Annotated in this window: 13 protein-coding genes; 8 read left to right on the forward strand and 5 right to left on the reverse strand. The window is 69.5% G+C overall.

Annotated elements, in window-relative coordinates:
- Positions 1 to 40 precede the first annotated feature (40 nt).
- Positions 41 to 205 (forward strand): hypothetical protein, encoded by a 165-nt coding sequence (locus tag ACFV7R_RS01630; RefSeq protein WP_385258620.1) that lies wholly within the window; start codon positions 41 to 43, stop codon positions 203 to 205.
- A gap of 100 nt (positions 206 to 305) precedes the next feature.
- Here ACFV7R_RS01630 and dnaE read toward each other — a convergent pair whose 3' ends face one another.
- The gene (gene dnaE / locus ACFV7R_RS01635) at positions 306 to 3,845 is read right to left on the reverse strand and encodes a DNA polymerase III subunit alpha (RefSeq protein ID WP_129797391.1); all 3,540 of its coding nucleotides are present in this window, start codon (positions 3,843 to 3,845) and stop codon (positions 306 to 308) included.
- Positions 3,846 to 4,060: 215 nt separating this feature from the next.
- Here dnaE and ACFV7R_RS01640 point away from each other — a divergent pair, with 215 nt between their 5' ends.
- The 5 genes from ACFV7R_RS01640 to ACFV7R_RS01660 all read left to right on the forward strand — a co-directional run bounded on the left by ACFV7R_RS01640 (position 4,061) and on the right by ACFV7R_RS01660 (position 9,430).
- Positions 4,061 to 5,389 (forward strand): DUF2252 domain-containing protein, encoded by a 1,329-nt coding sequence (locus ACFV7R_RS01640; RefSeq protein ID WP_385258622.1) that lies wholly within the window; start codon positions 4,061 to 4,063, stop codon positions 5,387 to 5,389.
- A gap of 79 nt (positions 5,390 to 5,468) precedes the next feature.
- Positions 5,469 to 6,158, forward strand: a complete 690-nt coding sequence (locus tag ACFV7R_RS01645) for a hypothetical protein (protein WP_385258625.1) — start codon at positions 5,469 to 5,471, stop codon at positions 6,156 to 6,158.
- A gap of 129 nt (positions 6,159 to 6,287) precedes the next feature.
- Complete coding sequence (locus ACFV7R_RS01650) at positions 6,288 to 7,136, forward strand: thioredoxin domain-containing protein (RefSeq protein WP_385258628.1); 849 nt, start codon at positions 6,288 to 6,290, stop codon at positions 7,134 to 7,136.
- Positions 7,137 to 7,276: 140 nt separating this feature from the next.
- Entirely contained in the window at positions 7,277 to 7,669 is a 393-nt protein-coding gene (locus tag ACFV7R_RS01655; RefSeq protein WP_385258630.1) for a hypothetical protein, read from the forward strand.
- A gap of 99 nt (positions 7,670 to 7,768) precedes the next feature.
- Positions 7,769 to 9,430 (forward strand): alkaline phosphatase D family protein, encoded by a 1,662-nt coding sequence (locus tag ACFV7R_RS01660; protein WP_385258633.1) that lies wholly within the window; start codon positions 7,769 to 7,771, stop codon positions 9,428 to 9,430.
- Positions 9,431 to 9,437: 7 nt separating this feature from the next.
- Here ACFV7R_RS01660 and ACFV7R_RS01665 read toward each other — a convergent pair whose 3' ends face one another.
- Complete coding sequence (locus ACFV7R_RS01665; RefSeq protein ID WP_385258635.1) at positions 9,438 to 10,007, reverse strand: dienelactone hydrolase family protein; 570 nt, start codon at positions 10,005 to 10,007, stop codon at positions 9,438 to 9,440.
- 106 nt (positions 10,008 to 10,113) lie between these two features.
- Here ACFV7R_RS01665 and ACFV7R_RS01670 point away from each other — a divergent pair, with 106 nt between their 5' ends.
- Positions 10,114 to 11,235: a mechanosensitive ion channel family protein gene (locus tag ACFV7R_RS01670; RefSeq protein ID WP_385258637.1), complete on the forward strand. Its 1,122-nt coding sequence runs from the start codon at positions 10,114 to 10,116 to the stop codon at positions 11,233 to 11,235.
- Positions 11,236 to 11,289: 54 nt separating this feature from the next.
- On the opposite strand, the gene ACFV7R_RS01675 is transcribed toward ACFV7R_RS01670, so the two are convergent.
- The 3 genes from ACFV7R_RS01675 to ACFV7R_RS01685 all read right to left on the reverse strand — a co-directional run bounded on the left by ACFV7R_RS01675 (position 11,290) and on the right by ACFV7R_RS01685 (position 15,155).
- Complete coding sequence (locus ACFV7R_RS01675; protein ID WP_385258638.1) at positions 11,290 to 12,234, reverse strand: RluA family pseudouridine synthase; 945 nt, start codon at positions 12,232 to 12,234, stop codon at positions 11,290 to 11,292.
- Positions 12,235 to 12,298: 64 nt separating this feature from the next.
- Positions 12,299 to 12,961, reverse strand: a complete 663-nt coding sequence (lspA, locus tag ACFV7R_RS01680; protein ID WP_385258641.1) for a signal peptidase II — start codon at positions 12,959 to 12,961, stop codon at positions 12,299 to 12,301.
- Positions 12,962 to 13,061: 100 nt separating this feature from the next.
- Positions 13,062 to 15,155: a histone H1-like repetitive region-containing protein gene (locus ACFV7R_RS01685; RefSeq protein ID WP_385258643.1), complete on the reverse strand. Its 2,094-nt coding sequence runs from the start codon at positions 15,153 to 15,155 to the stop codon at positions 13,062 to 13,064.
- Between the two features lie 604 nt (positions 15,156 to 15,759).
- On the opposite strand from ACFV7R_RS01685, the gene ileS reads away from it, so the two are divergent.
- The gene (gene ileS, locus ACFV7R_RS01690; RefSeq protein WP_385258646.1) at positions 15,760 to 18,909 is read left to right on the forward strand and encodes an isoleucine--tRNA ligase; all 3,150 of its coding nucleotides are present in this window, start codon (positions 15,760 to 15,762) and stop codon (positions 18,907 to 18,909) included.
- The last annotated feature ends 27 nt before the right edge of the window (positions 18,910 to 18,936 follow it).

Genomic DNA, 18,936 nt, shown 5'->3' on the forward strand with positions numbered 1-18,936 from the left:
CCCGGCCCTGGCCCCTAGATCCCCCACAGGAGGCATCACCATGGCCAAGAACAAGAACCGTGACCGAAAGCAGCCCCGGTCCGAGCGCGGCCAGCACGAGGGACGGCAGTCCTCGCTGGAGCCGGATGCCGAGGAGGGCGCCGCGCAGGTGACGCCCGGCGACATGGCCCGCAAGGGGCGGCACAAGCGCTTCGGCCACAACTGACAGCTGCATGACGGGCTGTTGCAGCCCAGGCACATGACAAGGGGCGCATCCGGCATCGGATGCGCCCCTCGCGTACGCCGATTGCTCAGCCTGCGCCTGCTCAGCCTGCGAGGCAGGACGGACCCAGCAGCACCTTCAGATCGCCGAACAGTGCCGGATCCGGCTTCACCCGGTGCCGGTCCAGCCGCAGCACGGTCGTCCTGGTCGGCCCCTGGAGCTTGATGCGCACCTCGCTGTCGCCCTTGTGGTGACTGAGGATCTCGCCGAGCCGGCTGACCATGGGCGGGGTGACCCTCGTCGCCGGGATGGTGAGCACCACGGGCGCGTTGGTGCCCGCGTTCGACAGGTCGGGAATCATCAGCTCCATCGCGACCAGGCGCGGCACGTCCTCCCGCTTGTCGAGGCGGCCCTTGACGAACACCACGGCGTCCTCGACGAGTTGGGTCGACACCAGCTGGTAGGTCGCCGGGAAGAACATGCACTCGATGGAGCCCGCGAGGTCCTCGACGGTGGCGATCGCCCAGGCGTTGCCCTGCTTGGTCATCTTGCGCTGGAGGCCCGAGATGATGCCGCCGATGGTGACGACCGCGCCGTCCGCGTGCTCACCGCCGGTGAGCTGGGCGATGCCCGCGTCGGCCTTGTCCGACAGCACGTGCTCCAGACCGAAGAGCGGGTGGTCGGAGACGTACAGGCCGAGCATCTCCCGCTCCTGGGCGAGGAGATAGGTCTTGTCCCACTCCTCGGTGGAGAACTCCACGTCGAGCCCGAACCCGGGCTCGCTGGTGTCGTCCTCGCCCATGCCGCCGAAGAGGTCGAACTGGCCCTCGGCCTCCTTGCGCTTGACCGCGACCACGTTGTCGATCATCGGCTCGTACTGCGCCGTCAGTCCCTTGCGGGTGTGGCCCATCGAGTCGAAGGCGCCGGCCTTGATCAGCGATTCCGTGGTGCGCTTGTTGCAGACGACCGCCTCGACCTTGTCGAGGTAGTCGGGGAAGGAGGCGTACTTCCCCTTGGCCTTGCGGCACTTGATGATCGACTCGACGACGTTGGTGCCGACGTTGCGCACGGCGGACAGGCCGAAGAGGATCACGTCGTCGCCCTGCGCGGCGAAGTTGGACTCGGACTCGTTGACGTTCGGCGGGAGCACCTTGATGCCCATGCGGCGGCACTCGTTGAGGTAGACCGCCGACTTGTCCTTGTCGTCCTTGACCGAGGTGAGCAGGGCGGCCATGTACTCGGCGGGGTGGTTCGCCTTCAGGTACGCGGTCCAGTACGAGACCAGTCCGTACGCCGCGGAGTGCGCCTTGTTGAACGCGTAGCCGGCGAACGGGACCAGCACGTCCCACAGCGCCTGGATCGCTTCGTCGCTGTAGCCGTTCTTGCGGGCGCCGCCCTGGAAGATGACGAAGTTCTTCTCCAGCTCCTCGGGCTTCTTCTTGCCCATCACACGGCGGAGGATGTCGGCCTCGCCGAGCGAGTAGCCCGCGATGATCTGGGCGGCCTTCTGCACCTGCTCCTGGTAGACGATCAGGCCGTAGGTGACGTCCAGGACCTCCTTGAGCGGCTCCTCCAGCTCGGGGTGGATCGGCGTGATCTCCTGCTGGCCGTTCTTGCGCAGCGCGTAGTTCGTGTGGGAGTTCATGCCCATCGGGCCCGGCCGGTACAGGGCCGACACGGCGGAGATGTCCTCGAAGTTGTCCGGCTTCATCAGCCGCAGCAGCGAGCGCATCGGACCGCCGTCGAACTGGAAGACGCCGAGGGTGTCGCCGCGCTGGAGCAGGTCGAAGGTCGTGGGGTCGTCCAGCGGCAGCGACAGCAGGTCGATGTCGATGCCCTTGTTGGCCTTCACCATCTTGACGGCGTCGTCCATGATGGTCAGGTTGCGCAGGCCCAGGAAGTCCATCTTCAGCAGGCCGAGCGACTCACAGCTCGGGTAGTCCCACTGCGTGATGGTCACGCCGTCGGTGTGCCTGACCCAGACGGGGACGTGATCGGTGATGGTCTCGCTGGACATGATCACGCCGGCCGCGTGCACACCCATCTGCCGGACCAGGCCCTCGACGCCCTTGGCGGTGTCGATGACCTTCTTGACGTCGGGCTCGTTCTCGTACATCGCCCGGATCTCGCCCGCCTCCGAGTAGCGCGGGTGCTGCGGGTCGGTGATGCCGGACAGCGGGATGCCCTTGCCGAGGACGTCGGCGGGCATGGCCTTGGTGAGGCGGTCGCCCATCGCGTACGGGTAGCCCAGCACGCGCGCGGAGTCCTTGATCGCGTTCTTGGCCTTGATGGTGCCGTAGGTGCCGATCATGGCGACCTTGTCGGCGCCGTACTTCTCGGTCACGTACCTGATCACCTCGACGCGCCGACGCTCGTCGAAGTCGATGTCGACATCGGGCATCGAGATGCGCTCGGGGTTGAGGAACCGCTCGAAGATCAGGCCGTGCGGGATCGGGTCGAGGTCGGTGATGCCCATGGCGTAGGCGACGATCGAGCCGGCCGCGGAGCCCCGGCCGGGGCCGACCGCGATGCCCTGCTTCTTGGCCCACATGATGAAGTCGGCGACCACGAGGAAGTAGCCCGGGAAGCCCATCGAGATGATGACGTCCATCTCGTACTCGGCCTGCTTCTGGCGGTCCTCGGGGACGCCGCCCGGGAAGCGGCGCTCCATGCCGCGGCGGACTTCCTCCTGGAACCAGGTGACCTCGGTGTAGCCCTCGGGGATGTCGAACTTGGGCATGAGGTCGCGCTTCTCGAACATGCCGGTGGTGTCGACCATCTCGGCGACGAGGAGCGTGTTGGCGCAGCCCTCCTGCCAGGCGTCCGAGGAGTCGATGGCGTACATCTCGTCCGTGGACTTCAGGTAGTAGCCGGTGCCGTCGAACTTGAAGCGGTCGGGGTCGGAGAGGTTCTTGCCGGTCTGGATGCACAGCAGGGCGTCGTGCGCCCCCGCCTCGTGGGCGTACGTGTAGTGCGAGTCGTTGGTGACCAGCGGCGGGATGCCGAGCTTCCTGCCGATCTCCAGCAGGCCGTCGCGGACCCGGCGCTCGATCTCGATGCCGTGGTCCATCAGCTCCAGGAAGTAACGGTCCTTGCCGAAGATGTCCTGGTAGTCGGCGGCCGCCTTCAGGGCCTCGTCGAAGTGACCGAGGCGCAGCCGGGTCTGGACCTCGCCGGAGGGGCAGCCGGTGGAGGCGACGATCCCCTCGGACCACTGGGAGATGGTCTCCTTGTCCATCCGGGGCCACTTCTGCAGCCAGCCCTCGGCGTACGCGTCGGAGGAGAGCCGGAAGAGGTTGTGCAGGCCCGTCTTGTTCACGGCCCACATCGTCTTGTGGGTGTAACCACCCGAACCGGAGACGTCGTCCCGCTTCTGGTGCGGCTGGCCCCACTGGATCTTGCGCTTGTTGCGCCGGGACTCGGGGGCGACATAGGCCTCGATCCCGATGATCGGAGTGATTCCGGCCTTCTTTGCGGAATGGAAGAAGTCGTACGCCCCGTGGAGGTTGCCGTGGTCGGACATGGCGATGTGTGTCATGCCCATTTCGGTACAGGCGTTGAACATGTCCTTCAGCCGCGCGGCACCGTCCAGCAGCGAGTACTGGGTGTGGACGTGCAGGTGCGTGAACGGCGGCTTTGACACGGCTGCGGCCTCCAAGGAAAACATACGTCGACGGGGGTCCGACAGGCTGCGGACAGTCTGGGGGACAGCGTCGAAGTCTATGCCTCGGCACTGACATTCCGCGGGCACTCCCGCGTACCTTCGAACGTTGGAAGATGGCGGGTGATCCGTGCCCCGGGCATGGACCATCCGTCTCACAGGTCACGTACCACCCCCGCACCAGGAGGCACCCAGCGATGTCGTTTCCGCAGCTCAATGACGAGCAACGCGGTGAGGAGATCCTCGCCGTCTTCGACACCGCGTTCGGCGAGCTGCTCGCCGCCGACCCGGCCGCGTTCCGCGTGAAGTTCCGGAAGATGGCGGCCTCGGCCTTCGCCTTCTACCGGGGCACGGCGTGCCTCTTCTACCACGACCTCGACGCGGAGAAGCGCGGCGGTCCGTACCTGGACGAGCGCACCTCGCGCGTGTGGATCCACGGCGACCTGCACGCGGAGAACTTCGGCACGTACATGGACTCGACCGGTCGTCTGATCTTCAACGTCAACGACTTCGACGAGGCATACGTCGGCCCCTTCACCTGGGACCTGAAGCGCTTCGCCGCCTCCATCGCCCTCGTCGGGTACGCGAAGGCACTCAGCGACGAGCAGATCACCGAGCTGGTGACGATCTACGCGGCCGCCTACCGTGAGCGCATCCACGCCCTGGCCACAGGCGCCAAGAGCGACGAGGTGCCGCCCTTCACCCTGGACACCGCCGAGGGCCCGCTGCTCGACGCCCTGCGCGACGCCCGCTCGCTGACCCGGTTCGGGCTGCTGGAGTCGATGACCGAGATCCGCGACTTCGAACGCAGGTTCGCTCCCGGCGGCGGCACCATCGAGCTCGACGCGGCCACCCGCTACAAGGTGCTGGCCGCCTTCGACGGCTACCTGGAGACGCTGCCGGAGTCCTCGCTGGCCCGCCCGGACTCGTACCGGGTGAAGGACGTCGTCGGCCGCCGCGGCATCGGCATCGGCTCGGCCGGCCTGCCGTCGTACAACATCCTGCTGGAGGGCAACAGCGACGCCCTGGAGAACGACGTCGTGATCTACGTCAAGCAGGCCCAGACCCCGGCCGTCTCCCGGCACATCACCGACCCTGCGATCGGGGAGTACTTCCAGCACGAGGGCCACCGCACGGTCATCTCCCAGCGCGCGCTCCAGGCGCACGCCGACCCGTGGCTGGGCTGGACCGAGCTGGACGGCGCGGGCCAGCTGGTCGCCGAGGTGTCGCCGTACGCCGTCGATCTCGACTGGGGCGACATCGACGACCCGGAGGAGATCGCCGCGGTCGTCGCCGACCTGGGCCGGGCGACGGCCACGATGCACTCCGCCGCGGACGACGAAAGCGGCCATTCGGATCTGGTGCCGTTCTCCACGGAGCGGGCCATCGACGCGGCCATCGCCTCCGACGAGGAGGGCCTCGCGCCGCTTCTGGTCGACTTCGCGCACAGCTACGGCGCACGCGCGCGTGCCGACCACCAGATCTTCGTGGACCTGTTCCGCAACGGCCGGATCCCCGGCCTGTGACCGAACACCGATCCCCCACCCGTTTCACAGGGACCCTTTAGGAGTCCCTTACAGGAGTCCGTGACACACTCTCCCCGCTATGGACATATCCGGGACGCACCTCAGAGCCGTACGCGCGGCGCTGTTCACGGCCGTGGTCGTGACCCTCAGCACCACGTCGCACGTGCTGCTGTCCCGGGCCCCGCTACCGGCGGGCACGGTGGCGGCGATCGCCGCCACCGTGTTCGTGATCGCGTACGTCCTGGCCGGCCGTGAACGCGGTTTCGGGCGGATCGCCGCCCTGCTGATCCCGCTGGAACTGGCCGCCGACACGGTGTTCACCGCCGGCCAGCACGCCTGCTACGGCCGGGCGGGCGGCCCCGTCGCGGGCCCGCTGCGCTCGGTCGGCCTGGACGTGCTGTGCGGCGGCGAGGTGGGCGCCCCGCTGGCCCGCATGGCCGGCACCACCGGCACGGACCGGGTCGCCGCCCTGCTCGCGGACGCCCACCCGGAGACGGCCTGGCTGCTGCTCGGCGCGCACGTCGGCGTGGGGCTGCTGGCGGCGGCCTGGCTGAGCCGCGGCGAGCGTGCGCTGGCCCAGCTGCTGTGCGCCACGGCCGCGACCACCTTCCGCCCGCTGCTGCTGGCGGTCGCCGCGGTGACGGTACGGCGCGCCTCGGCGGCGCCCCGGCTGCCCCGCCCCACCCGCCGTACGGCCACCGCCCGCGACCTGCTTCTCGCCCACTCCCTGGGACGGCGTGGACCGCCGTGCTCGGCCGCCCTCGCCTGAGCGGCACCACGGTTGCCGCCGACTGAGCGCACCATGGTCGCTCTCGTCCGAGCGGCGCCCCGAGCACGACCACCCCCTCACACGTATCCCGCGTACGACATGTGCGCGTCCCACACGGAGATCACCACCATGAGCAAGCGGAACAGCCAGGCGGCGAAGACGGCGGCCCGGGAGCGGCTGCGTATCGAGCGTGAGCGCGAGGCCAAGCGGGCCAAGGTCAGGCGGCAGATCATCGTCGCCTGCTCGGTCGTCGGCGTCCTCGCGGTGGCCGGCGGCATCGGCTACGCCGTCGTCCAGGCCAACAAGCCCAGCCAGTGGGAGGCCGCGCTGGACGAGAAGATCGTCGCTCCGGCCAACACGACCGGCAAGAACGGCACGACCGTCGTCATCGGCAAGGACAGTGCGAAGAAGACCCTGAAGCTGTACGAGGACCCGCGCTGCCCGGTCTGCGCCGCGTTCGAGCAGGCCGTCGGCTCGACGGTCAAGAAGGATTACGACGAAGGAAAGTACAAGCTCCAGTTCGTCGGTGGCACGTTCCTGGACGGCGACACCGAAGAGGACGGAAAGCTGGAGGTCGGTTCTCGGGGCGAGGGCTCCAAGAATGCGATGAGCGCCCTCGGCGCGGCGCTGAACGTCAGCCCCGAGGCCTTCCTGGAGTACAAGGAGGCGCTCTACTCGGCGAAGTACCACCCCGAGGAGTCCGACGACAAGTTCAAGAGCGACGACTACCTGATCGAGGTGGCGGACTCGGTCGACGCCCTGAAGGACAACACGAAGTTCCAGAATGCCGTCAAGAACGGCACGTACGACGCCTGGGCCCTGGCCATGTCGCAGACGTTCAACACGAACAAGGACGGCGTCAGCGGCACGCCGAGCCTCGTCATGGACGGCAAGAAGCTCACCGGCTCGGACGGACAGAACGCCCCGATGACGGCCGACGAGTTCAACTCCGCGATAGAGGCCGCCCTCAAGGCATAGCCGGCACTCGACCAGGCCACCTCCAGCATGGAGGTGGCCTGATCGCATTCAACTCGATTGACACTTCCCGTTCACGTGACATACGCATGCCACTCAAGTGATCTTCTGACCAGAGATCACCTGACATGGGGGGAACCAACTTGAAGTTCCGCACCAAGACCCTGAGCGGCAGCTTCCTTGCAGGGGCTGCCGCCGTCCTCCTCGCCGGCAGCCCGGCCTCCGCCGGCACTGACGTGTACGTCGACACCAGCGACCCGTGGAACTCGGCTGCCGCCGGCTTCGCGGCCGAGGGCGAGATATTCACCGTCTGCGACAACCGGGCCGACGGCAAGCGAGCGAGCGGGCGCATCATCTGGGTCGGCTCCGACGCTTCCTACAACATCCCGCTGGAAGACACCAACGGTTCCGGCAACTCCTGCGCGCGCAAGGACCTGTCGATCGCCGAGGGCATCAAGGTGACGGTCGAGATCTGCGTCAGGGACGGCGCGAACGGGGACAGGGACTACTGCGCCTCCAAGCACGGCAAGTCGTAAGGCCGATCAGCTCGACCATCGGGGCTGACAGCTGAAGAGCGGGCGAACTTTTGCCAGTTCGCCCGCTCTTGTTCATACCGATCAGTAACCTGATCGGCTGTGACCAGTCGATACAGATCATCCGAACAGCTCAATTCCCTTGCGCCGCGCCGCCGTACGGTCGTCAAGGCCGCCGCGACCGGAGCCGTCCTCGCCGCTCCGCTGGCCGGTGCCCTGCCCGCCCGCGCGGCCACCGAGGCCCCCGCCTTCCTGCACGGCGTCGCCTCCGGCGACCCCCTCCCCGACGGCATCCTGCTGTGGACCCGCGTGACCCCCACCGCGGAGGCGATACCCGGCTCCGGACTCGGCCCGGACGTCCGGGTGAGCTGGGTCGTGGCCAGGGACAAGTCGTTCACCAACGTCGTCGCCAAGGGCTCCACCACCGCAACCGCCGCCACCGACCACACCGTCAAGGCGGACATCCGCGGCCTCGCCCCCGCCACCGACTACTGGTTCCGCTTCTCGGCGGGCGGCACCGACTCCCCGGCCGGCCGCGCCCGCACCGCGCCCGCCAACGATGCGGCCGTCGCGGGCCTCCGCTTCGGCGTGGTCTCCTGCGCCAACTGGGAGGCCGGCTACTTCGCCGCGTACCGCCACCTCGCGGCCCGCGGTGACCTGGACGCCTGGCTGCACCTCGGCGACTACATCTACGAGTACGGCACCGGCGAGTACGGCACGCGCGGCACCGTCGTACGACCGCACGCCCCCGCCCACGAGATCCTCACCCTCGCCGACTACCGCACCCGGCACGGCCGTTACAAGACCGACCCCGACCTCCAGGCGCTGCACGCCGCGGCCCCGGTCGTCGCGATCTGGGACGACCACGAGATCGCCAACGACACCTGGTCGGGCGGTGCCGAGAACCACACCGAGGGCGCCGAGGGCGCCTGGGCCGGACGCCAGGCGGCCGCCAAGCAGGCCTACTTCGAGTGGATGCCGGTGCGCCCGGCCGTCGCCGGCACGACCTACCGCCGGCTGCGCTTCGGCAAGCTCGCCGACCTCTCCCTGCTCGACCTGCGCTCCTTCCGCTCGCAGCAGGCCTCCGTCGGCAACGGCGACGTGGACGACCCGGACCGTACGCTCACCGGGCGGGCCCAACTCGACTGGCTGAAGGCCGGGTTGTCGTCCTCCGACACCACCTGGCGGCTGGTCGGCAACTCGGTGATGATCTCACCGTTCGCCATCGGCTCGCTCTCCGCAGAGCTGCTGAAGCCGCTCGCCAAACTGCTGGGCCTGCCCCAGGAGGGCCTCGCCCTCAACACCGACCAGTGGGACGGCTACACCGACGACCGCCGTGAACTCCTCGCGCACCTGCGCGCGAACGCCATCCGCAACACCGTCTTCCTCACCGGCGACATCCACATGGCGTGGGCCAACGACGTGCCGGTGAACGCGGGTACGTACCCGCTGTCGGCGTCCGCCGCCACGGAGTTCGTGGTCACCTCGGTCACGTCCGACAACCTCGACGACCTCGTGAAGGTCCCCCAGGGCACCGTCTCCGCCGTCGCCTCGCCGGTCATCCGGGCGGCCAACCGGCATGTCCACTGGGTCGACACCGACCGCCACGGCTACGGCGTCCTGGACATCACCGCGGACCGCGCGCAGATGGACTACTACGTCCTCTCGGACCGCACGAAGGCCGACGCGACCTCGTCCTGGAGCCGCTCGTACCGCACGCTCAGCGGCACACAGAAGGTCGAGCGGACGTACGACCCGGTGTAACCGCCGGTCAGAGACTGTCGAGGAAGCCGAGCGCCACCCGCCAGGTGGCCTCGGCGGCCTCCTCGTCGTAGTCGGGCAGTTCAGGGTCGGTGTACAGGTGCCCGGCCCCGGCGTATCTGTAGACCTCCACATCGGCCCCCGCCCTGCCCATCTGCAGATACCAGGCGCTCAACCAGTCGTCCGTCTCGAACGGATCCGGCTCGGCGACATGCAGCTGGACCGGGAGGTCGTCCACGGACGTGTTCGGCGCGAGGTCCGACGTGCCGTGCAGGAGCAGCAGGCCACGCGCCTTCTCGTCGCCCAGCGCAAGCGTCTGCGCGATGGAGGCGCCCAGCGAGAACCCGGCGTACACCAGCCCCCGTTCGGAATAGGGCGCGGCGGCCAGCACGGCACGTCTGAGCAGTTCGTCCTTGCCGATCTCCTCCTTGAACGCCATGCCGTCCTCGACCGTCTCGAACGTCCGCCCGTCGAAGAGGTCCGGCGTCCACACCTCGTGACCGGCCGAACGCAGCCGGTCCGCCGCGGCGCGCACCGCGGGTCTGAGGCCGTAGGTCGAGTGAAACAGCATGATGTTCATGAGGCCATGGTGCCAGCCGGGTACGACAACGCAGGTCCGGGCGGTACCCAGAACGGAGTTGAAATCACATGTTCAGTGCCCGCCCCGGCCGGTTACGTTCGTGGGCATGGAGAACATACTCCGCCCGCTGATCGTGGTCGGCGGCTCGGTTCTGCTCACCCTGCTGATCGGCTGGGCCACCGACCGGCTGCTGCGCAAGGCCGACGAACGGCACCCCGAGACCCAGCTGTGGGGCTTGCTGCGGCGCGGCCGCATCCCGTACCAGCTCGTGCTGTGCGCGGCGCTGCTGAGAGCGTCGTACGACTCGGCGCAGCTGCTCCAGGACCACCGGGTCGGCATCGGCCGCGCCCTGACACTGGTCCTGATCGGGTCGGCGGCATGGCTGGTGATCCGGATCGCGGCGGCGGTCGTCGAGACGTCGTACACGCGCTACGCCAACTCCCGCGCCCAGCGCGATCCGGCCCGGGTCCGCCGGGTGCGCACCCAGGTGACGCTGATCATGCGGGTGGTCGCGGCGATCGTGGGTGTGGTGGCCATCGCCGCGATGCTGCTGACGTTCCCCGCGTTCCGCGCGGCGGGCGCCTCGCTGCTGGCCTCGGCGGGCATCCTCGGCATCGTCGCCGGTGTGGCGGCGCAGTCCACGCTGAGCAACCTGTTCGCGGGGCTGCAGATCGCGTTCGGCGACATGGTGCGCCTCGGCGACACGGTCGTGGTGGACGGTGAGTGGGGCACGGTCGAGGAGATCACCCTGACGTACCTCACGGTCCGTACCTGGGACGAACGCCGCATCACCATGCCGGTCTCCTACTTCACGTCGAAGCCCTTCGAGAACTGGTCCCGCGGCACCCCCCAGATGACCGGCATCGTCTACTGGCACCTCGACCACACGGCTCCGGTCGACGCGATGCGCGAGAAGCTCCGCGACATCCTGCGCGAGTGCCCGGCCTGGGACGGCCGCCACTACGGACTGGACGTCACGGACACCACTCCCAACACCATGGAGGTACGGGCCCTGGTGACCGCGAAGGACGCGGACGACGTCTGGACGGTACGGGTCACGGTCCGCGAACAGATGATCGGCTGGCTGGTCCGCCACCACCCGTACGCCCTGCCCCGCGTCAACACGGCGGACGCGATCCTGCCCCCCGGCTCGAACGGCAACCGCCGCTCCCCCGACGGCGCGGCGCCACGCCGAGCGGTGGACACCCCGAGGCCGGAACGAGGCTGACGAAGGGCTACAACCGCAGGGAAGCCGCCGACGGCGAGCCCCACCCACGCGGGGTCATCCGTACGTCTCCTCGCGGACCTGGTCCAGGGCCTTCTGCAGGTCGGCGGGGTAGTCGCAGGCGAACTCGACCCACCGGCCGTCCCCCGGGTGCTCGAAACCGAGGCGTACGGCGTGCAGCCACTGGCGGGTCAGGTGCAGCCGCTTGGCGAGCGTCGGGTCGGCGCCGTACGTCAGGTCGCCGACGCAGGGGTGGCGGTGCGCGGCCATGTGGACGCGGATCTGGTGCGTGCGGCCGGTCTCCAGCTTCACGTCGAGCAGGGAGGCCGCGCGGAACGCCTCGATCAGGTCGTAGTGCGTGACGGACGGCTTGCCGTCGGCCGTGACCGCCCACTTGTAGTCGTGATTCGGATGGCGGCCGATGGGCGCGTCGATGGTGCCGCTGGTCGGATCGGGATGGCCCTGCACCAGGGTGTGGTAGCGCTTGTCGACCGTGCGCTCCTTGAACTGGCGCTTGAGCGAGGTGTACGCGCGCTCGGACTTGGCGACCACCATCAGTCCCGACGTACCGACGTCGAGCCGGTGCACGATGCCCTGCCGCTCCGCGGCACCCGACGTGGAGATCCGGTAGCCGGCCGCCGCCAGCCCGCCGATGACCGTCGGCCCGGACCAGCCCGGACTCGGATGCGCCGCCACGCCCACCGGCTTCACGATCACGACCACGTCATCGTCGTCGTGCACGATCTCCATGCCCTCGACCGGCTCGGCCACCACCTGCACCGGCGCGGGCGCCTGCGGCATCTCGACCTCGAGCCAGGCACCGCCTCGCACCCGCTCGGACTTGCCCACCACCGAGCCGTCGACCGTGACCTTCCCCGCCGCTGCCAGCTCGGCGGCCTTGGTACGGGAGAAACCGAACATGCGGGAGATGGCGGCGTCGACGCGCTCGCCCTCCAGGCCGTCCGGCACGGGCAGGGTACGGATCTCGGGAATCGTGCTCACCCGTCGAGTATGCCGGACGGGTCCGACACCGCCGGACGTCAGCCTGTCGGCCGGCCCTCGGCCCTCAGTCCTTGTGGACGGTCCCGTCCGGGTCCAGACCCTTGAAGGACAGCAGCACGATCAGGATGCCGCCGCACACGATCGCCGAGTCGGCGAGGTTGAAGACGGCGAAGTGCTTGGGCGCGATGAAGTCGACGACCGCGCCCTGAAAGACTCCCGGCGAGCGGAAGATCCGGTCGGTGAGGTTGCCGAGCGCACCGCCGAGCAGCAGACCGAGCGCGATCGCCCACGGCAGGCTGTACAGCTTGCGGGCGAGCCGGACGATCACGACGATCACGGCTGCCGCGATCACCGTGAAGATGATCGTGAACGCCTGGCCGAAGCCGAACGCCGCGCCCGGGTTGCGGATGGCGTCCAGCCTCAGCCAGTCCCCGAAGATCTCGATCGCGTCGTGGTGCTCCAGCTCGGCCACCACGATGATCTTGCTGATCAGGTCGAGGGCGTACGCGAACACGGCGACCCCGAACAGCACGGCGATCCGCCGCTTGCCCCGGGGCCGTTCGGCCGGAGCCGACTGCTCATCCGCCCCGGAACCGCCGGCCGGGGTCTGTGCCGGCTCGGAGCCCGACCGCTCACCCTGCGCCGCGTCGTCGCCGGGCCGGTCCTGCTCGGCCCGCGCCGCGTCCGGGGTGTCCGGCGTACCGATGATGCGCTCCGCCTCTGCCACGTGAGTCCTTCAACCTAGGTGCCTGACTGAGCACGAGGGTACGGCACGCCTCCCGTGCCGCATGTGCCCAGGAGGCGTACAACGGTTCGGCCGGTGCCGGTCAGTACCGGCGCTCCTGCTTCTGCTTGCACTCGACGCAGAGCGTGGCCCGTGGGAAGGCCTGCATCCTGGCCTTGCCGATGGGGTTGCCGCAGTTCTCGCACAGGCCGTACGTGCCGGTGTCGAGGCGCTGCAGGGCGCGCTCGGTCTGGGTGAGCATCTCGCGCGCATTGGCTGCGAGCGCCAGTTCGTGCTCGCGCGTGATGTTCTTGGTGCCGGTGTCCGCCTGGTCGTCGCCGGCGCCGTCACCGGAGTCCCGCATCAGACCGGCGAGGGACACCTCGGAGGAGGAGATCTCGGCGCGCAGCCGCTCCGCCTCGGACATCAGCTCCGCGCGGGCCTCCGCGACCTCTTCCGGGGTCCAGGGGTCCTCACCGGGGCGCACCGCCAGATCGCCCGGCTCCGCCGCGGCGATCCGTGCCTTGGGGACGGCGGTCTTCGCCGCCGTGGCCTGGCCAGGAGTCTTCTTCGCAACCACCGTCGTGGCTCCCGTCTGCTTCGCGGCCTGCGCCGCGCCCACCTTTTTGGCCGTGCTCTTCTTGCCCGCACGCTCAGCCCCCGCGGCCCCCTCCCCCACCACCGCCTCCTTCTCGCCCCCCACGACCTCGCCGGTCCCCTTCTCGGCGACCGCTTTCCCGGCGGCCTCCTTCTGCCCGGCCGCCTTGTGGAGGGTCCCCCTCTGGACGGTCTCCTTCCTCGCGGCCGCCTCCCTGGCATCCTTCTTCTCGCCGGCCACCTTCCGGGCAGTCGCCTCCTCCGCGGCCATCTTCTGGGCGGTGGCCCTCTGAGCCGTCTCCTTTGGAGCAGCCACCTTCCGGGCAGTCGCCTCCTCCGCAGCCGCCTTCTGGGCCGTGGCCCTCTGAGCCGTCTCCTTTGGAGCGGTCTCCTTCCTCGCGGCCACCTCCCTGGCGTCCTTCTTCTCGCCGGCCGCCTTCCGGGCCGTGGCCCTCTGTGCCGTCTCCTTCTTCGCGGTGGCCTTCTTCGCGGGCGCCTTCTTCGCAGCCACCTCCCCGGCAGGTTTCCTCTTCACAGCCGTCTTCCTGGCAGTCGCCTCCGCCTCGGCCGACTTCTGCCCGGCGCCCTTCTCCGCAGCCGCCCTCCGGACCGTCTTTTTCTCCGCGGCCCGCTTCTCAGCGACCCCCTCCTTGGCCACGGCCTCGCTCTTGGCAGCCGTCTTCTTCGCCGGGGCCCTGCTGGCGGCTGCCTTCTTGGCGGCCGTCTTCGTCGCGGCGCCCGTCTGCTTGGCCGGAGGGCTCTCGCCGGCCCTCCCCTTAACGGGGGCCTCCTTGGCCGAGGTCTCCTCGGCGGCCCTCTTCTTGCCGACCCGCTTACCAGCCACCGCCTCCTTGGCCGCCGCATTCGCAGCCTTCGTTTCCTTCGCCGCCGACTTCGCGCCCGGCCGCTTCCCAGCCCCCGTTTCCTTCGCCCCCGACTTCGCGCCCGACCGCTTCCCAGCCGCCGATCCCTTCGCCGCCGCCTCCCTGACCGGCCGCTTCCCAGCCCCCGCCCTCCCAGCCGCCGCCTCCCCAGTCGCCGTTTCAGTCGTCGCCGTCTCAGCCACCCTCCCGGCCGGCGTCTGCTTCGTCTCCCCCTTCTCGGGCGGCCGCTTCGCAACTGTCGGCTTCTTGGCAGGGGTTTCCCCGCCGGCCCTCTTGGGAGCACGGGCCGACGTATCAGCCGCCCCGCTTCCGGCCGCCTTCTTCCCACCCGCCCCCGTCCCGACCCCCCTCTTCGACGCCATCCCCGACTCCGCGGCCGCCTTCTTCCCGGCCGCGCCCGTCGCACCCCCCGTCCTGCCCTTCCCCGCCGCCCCCCTTTCCTTCACACCGCCCCTCTCCGCAACCGTCTTCCCATCGGCCACGGTCCCCGGCCCGGCTCCGCCCCCCGCAGCACCCGTCGCCCCCGCCCCCGTGCTCCCCCTGCCTACAGCCCCCCGCACCGTCTTCACCGCCTTGGCCACCGTCCGCCTCACGGTCGCCGCCCTTTGCGTGCTCTTCTTCCCGTCCACGTCCTTGGCCGCGCCGCCGGAGGCACCCGTGGCGCGCGCGGTCCTCTCGGACCCCGACTGCTGTACGGCCGTCTTTTTCGCCACCATGGCCGCGGCCCCTTCACATATTGTGATTTTGCACGCGAATCGTGCTGGGACGATAAATCGACTTGAGTCCCGCGGCAACGGGGCATGCCACCCGATTCGCCCACCCCGCGACCGCCACGCGGCCGGCATGCATGCGTTGTGCCCAGCTCCCCGCCGGGTAATCCGCCGAGTCGGGACATCCCCGGATCGAAAGCCGCGTACCTCACCATTCGGGTCATCTCACACATGCCCACGCCCCACCCCCCGGCGCCGGAAATCCGGTCGGCCGCTGTCCCCCCGGAGCCGTACACTGGGCGGAGCGAGAAGCGTGGATGGGGACGAGTAGCGGCGTACGCAGCCCAGAGCGACCCGGGGACGGTGGAAGCCCGGGGGCGAGCGCGACGTGAAGATCACCCCGGAGCCGCCGGAAGAAAGCCGCAGAAAACCCACCGCGGCGAGTAGAACCGGCATCGCGACCCCAATGAGGGGGCTCACCGAGGCACACCGTGCGTCGGCGGGCCAAGGAGGGTGGTACCGCGGGAGCACGCCGAAAGCGGCGTAAGGAAAGACATGGCTCTCGTCCCTCCGGACGGAAGGCAGCAAGTCCGCCGGAGGAAGCTCGCAGATGACAACGCCGACGTACCGCCAGGTGCCCGCCCAGGTCGACCTGCCCACCCTTGAGCACACCGTGCTCGACTTCTGGCGCGAGCAGAAGATCTTTGCCAAGAGCCTGGAGCAGTCCGAGGGCCGCCCCGAATGGGTGTTCTACGAAGGCCCGCCCACCGCCAACGGCATGCCGGGCGCCCACCACATCGAGGCGCGCGTCTTCAAGGACGTCTTCCCCCGCTTCCGCACCATGCGCGGCTACCACGTGGCCCGCAAGGCCGGCTGGGACTGCCACGGCCTTCCGGTGGAGCTCGCGGTGGAGAAGGAGCTCGGCTTCAGCGGCAAGCAGGACATCGAGGCGTACGGCATCGCCGAGTTCAACGCCAAGTGCCGCGAGTCGGTGACCCGCCACACCGACGCCTTCGAAGCGCTCACGACCCGCATGGGTTACTGGACCGACCTCAACGACCCGTACCGCACGATGGACCCCGAGTACATCGAGTCGGTCTGGTGGTCGCTCAAGGAGATCTTCAACAAGGGCCTGCTCGTCCAGGACCACCGCGTCGCCCCCTGGTGCCCCCGCTGCGGCACCGGCCTGTCCGACCACGAGCTGGCGCAGGGCTACGAGACGGTCGTCGACCCGTCCGTCTACGTCCGCTTCCCGCTCACCTCCGGCCCGCTGGCCGGCGAGGCCGCGCTCCTGGTGTGGACGACGACCCCCTGGACCCTGGTCTCCAACACGGCCGTCGCCGCCCACCCCGAGGTCACCTACGTCGTCGCGACGAACGGCGAGGAGAAGCTCGTCGTCGCCGAACCGCTCGTCGCCAAGGCGCTCGGCGAGGGCTGGGAGGCCACCGGCCAGACCTTCACCGGCGCCGAGATGGAGCGCTGGTCGTATCAGCGCCCCTTCGAGCTGGTCGAGTTCCCGGCGGACGTGGACACCCACTTCGTGGTCAACGCCGACTACGTCACCACCGAGGACGGCACCGGCCTGGTCCACCAGTCCCCCGCCTTCGGTGAGGACGACCTCCGGGTCTGCCGCTCCTACGGCCTGCCCGTCGTGAACCCCGTCCGCCCGGACGGCACCTTCGAGGAGGACGTCCCCCTGGTCGGCGGCGTCTTCTTCAAGAAGGCCGACGAAAAGCTCACCGAGGACCTCGGCAACCGCGGCCTGCTCTTCAAGCACCTGCCGTACGAGCACAGCTACCCGCACTGCTGGCGCTGTCACACCGCGCTCCTCTACTACGCACAGCCGTCCTGGTACATCCGCACCACGGCGATCAAGGACCGCCTCCTGGCGGAGAACGAGCGGACCAACTGGTACCCGGACACGGTCAAGCACGGCCGCTACGGCGACTGGCTGAACAACAACATCGACTGGGCCCTGTCCCGCAACCGCTACTGGGGCACCCCGCTGCCGATCTGGCGCTGCGAGGACGACCACCTCACGGTCGTCGGCTCCCGCGCCGAGCTCACCGAGCTCACCGGCACCGACCAGTCCGGCCTCGACCCGCACCGCCCGTTCATCGACGAGGTCACCTTCGCCTGCCCGGCCGAGAGCTGCGGCAAGACGGCCACGCGCGTGCCCGAGGTCATCGACGCCTGGTACGACTCCGGTTCGATGCCGTTCGCGCAGTGGGGCTACCCGTACAAGAACAAGGACCTCTTCGAGTCCCGCTACCCGGCGCAGTTCATCAGCGAGGCCATCGACCAGACCCGCGGCTGGTTCTACACACTGATGGCGGTCGGCACGCTGGTCTTCGACAAGTCCAGTTACGAGAACGTCGTCTGTCTCGGCCACATCCTCGCCGAGGACGGCCGGAAGATGTCCAAGCACCTGGGCAACATCCTCCAGCCGATCCCGCTGATGGACCAGCACGGCGCGGACGCGGTCCGCTGGTTCATGGCGGCCGGCGGCTCCCCGTGGGCGGCCCGCCGGGTCGGCCACGGCACCATCCAGGAGGTCGTCCGCAAGACGCTCCTGACGTACTGGAACACGGTCGCCTTCCAGGCCCTGTACGCCCGTACGTCGAACTGGGCCCCGTCCGAGGCCGACCCGGCCCCGGCCGACCGCCCACTCCTGGACCGCTGGCTGCTGTCCGAACTGCACGCGCTGACCGACCAGGTGACCCAGTCCCTGGAGGCGTACGACACCCAGCGCGCCGGCAAGCTGCTGTCGGCGTTCGTCGACGATCTGTCGAACTGGTACGTACGCCGCTCCCGGCGCCGCTTCTGGCAGGGCGACAAGGCGGCGCTGCGCACCCTGCACGAGGTCGTCGAGACGGTCACCAAGCTGATGGCACCGCTGACCCCGTTCATCACCGAGCGGGTCTGGCAGGACCTGGTCGTGCCGGTCACGCCGGGCGCCCCGGAGTCGGTGCACCTGGCGGCGTGGCCGGAGGCGGACCTCACCGCCATCGACCCGGAGCTGTCGAAGCAGATGGTGCTGGTGCGCCGCCTGGTGGAGCTGGGCCGCGCCACGCGCGCGGAGTCGGGCGTCAAGACCCGCCAGCCGCTGAAGCGCGCGCTGATCGCGGCAACCGGCTTCGAGTCCCTGGACCGTGAACTGCACACACAGATCACGGAGGAGCTGAACGTCGAGTCGCTCGCGTCACTGAGCGAGGTCGGCGGCAGCCTGGTCGACACGACCGCGAAGGCCAACTTCCGCGCCCTGGGCAAGCGGTTCGGCAAGCGTGTCCAGGACGTGGCGAAGGCCGTCGCGAACGCGGACGCGGCCGCGCTGTCCCTCGCCCTGCGCGAGGGCACGGCCTCGGTGGAGGTCGACGGCGAGACGATCACCCTGGCTCCCGACGAGGTGATCATCACGGAGACCCCGCGCGAGGGTTGGTCGGTGGCGTCCGACTCGGGCGCGACGGTCGCCCTGGACCTGGAGATCACGGAGGAACTCCGCCGCGCGGGCCTGGCCCGTGACGCGATCCGCCTGATCCAGGAGGCCCGCAAGAACAGCGGCCTCGACGTCGCCGACCGGATCACCCTGCGCTGGACGGCGACGGATCCGGCGGTCGTCGCGGCCCTGACCGAGCACGCGGAGCTGATCGCCGACGAGGTCCTCGCCCCGGACTTCGCCCAGGGCGAGGCGGACGACAGCTACGGCGACCCGTTCACGGACGAGTCCCTGACCCTGACGTTCCGCCTGCGCAAGGCGTAGCCACACGCAAGCCCGCAGCCTGCGGGC

Source organism: Streptomyces sp. NPDC059866 (genome assembly GCF_042731325.1).
GTDB classification, from domain to species: Bacteria; Actinomycetota; Actinomycetes; order Streptomycetales; family Streptomycetaceae; genus Streptomyces; species Streptomyces flavusporus.

Excerpts from the sequence above, each read along its gene's own strand:
- ACFV7R_RS01670 (WP_385258637.1), top strand. The coding sequence starts at position 10,114 with ATGGAGAACATACTCCGCCCGCTGATCGTGGTCGGCGGCTCGGTTCTG.
- ACFV7R_RS01645 (WP_385258625.1), top strand. The coding sequence starts at position 5,469 with ATGGACATATCCGGGACGCACCTCAGAGCCGTACGCGCGGCGCTGTTC.
- ACFV7R_RS01665 (WP_385258635.1), bottom strand. The coding sequence starts at position 10,007 with ATGAACATCATGCTGTTTCACTCGACCTACGGCCTCAGACCCGCGGTG.
- ileS (WP_385258646.1), top strand. The coding sequence starts at position 15,760 with ATGACAACGCCGACGTACCGCCAGGTGCCCGCCCAGGTCGACCTGCCC.
- ACFV7R_RS01640 (WP_385258622.1), top strand. The coding sequence starts at position 4,061 with ATGTCGTTTCCGCAGCTCAATGACGAGCAACGCGGTGAGGAGATCCTC.
- ACFV7R_RS01650 (WP_385258628.1), top strand. The coding sequence starts at position 6,288 with ATGAGCAAGCGGAACAGCCAGGCGGCGAAGACGGCGGCCCGGGAGCGG.
- ACFV7R_RS01630 (WP_385258620.1), top strand. The coding sequence starts at position 41 with ATGGCCAAGAACAAGAACCGTGACCGAAAGCAGCCCCGGTCCGAGCGC.
- ACFV7R_RS01685 (WP_385258643.1), bottom strand. The coding sequence starts at position 15,155 with ATGGTGGCGAAAAAGACGGCCGTACAGCAGTCGGGGTCCGAGAGGACC.